Annotated in this window: 1 protein-coding gene; it reads right to left on the reverse strand. The window is 67.9% G+C overall.

The genetic code is table 11. The features are described from left to right. Positions 1-626 (reverse strand): NAD-glutamate dehydrogenase domain-containing protein (locus tag AC1DWF_RS35900; RefSeq protein ID WP_476843220.1); only part of this gene is annotated, 626 nt, incomplete at both ends.

A 626-nucleotide genomic window follows, 5' to 3' on the forward strand; every position in this document is an offset into this window, starting at 1 on the left:
TCACCCAGGCGCCGCGCGCGGTGATGCCCATGGCCTTGTGGTCGTAGCCGGCCGAGCCGCCGGACGCGAAGGCGTCGTCCAGCCAGAAGTGGTAGTCCGCCGAGAGCGCGTTGGCGATGTCGCTGAAGGTGGCCGTGCCCTTGTCGGCGGCCGCGACGATATAGGGATCGTCGCCGTCGCGACGGACAATACCGTCAGCCGTGATCACCTCGGTGCCAACAAGATTGTCGGCGAGGTCGAGCATGCCGCGCACCAGCGTGCGGTAGGCCGCGATGCCCGTGGTCTGGAAGGCTTCGCGCTCGGTCGGGATGGCGCCCTTCAGCACGAAGCCGCCCTTCGCGCCCGTCGGCACGATGACGACATTCTTGAGGCGCTGCGCCTTCATCAGACCCAGGATCTCGGTCCGAAAGTCTTCGCGCCGGTCGGACCAGCGGATGCCGCCGCGCGCCACGGGGCCGGCGCGCAGGTGGCAGCCTTCCATGGTCGCGTTGTGCACGAAGATCTCGCGCCAGGGCCGCGGCATCGGCATGTCGCCGGCTACGGCACTGTCCAGCTTGAAGGCGATGTACGCCTTCTTCTGGTAGAAGTTCGTCCGCAGCATCGCGTCGAGCAGCTTGCGCATGCGC

It is taken from the genome of Aminobacter sp. P4_D5, assembly GCF_056401815.1.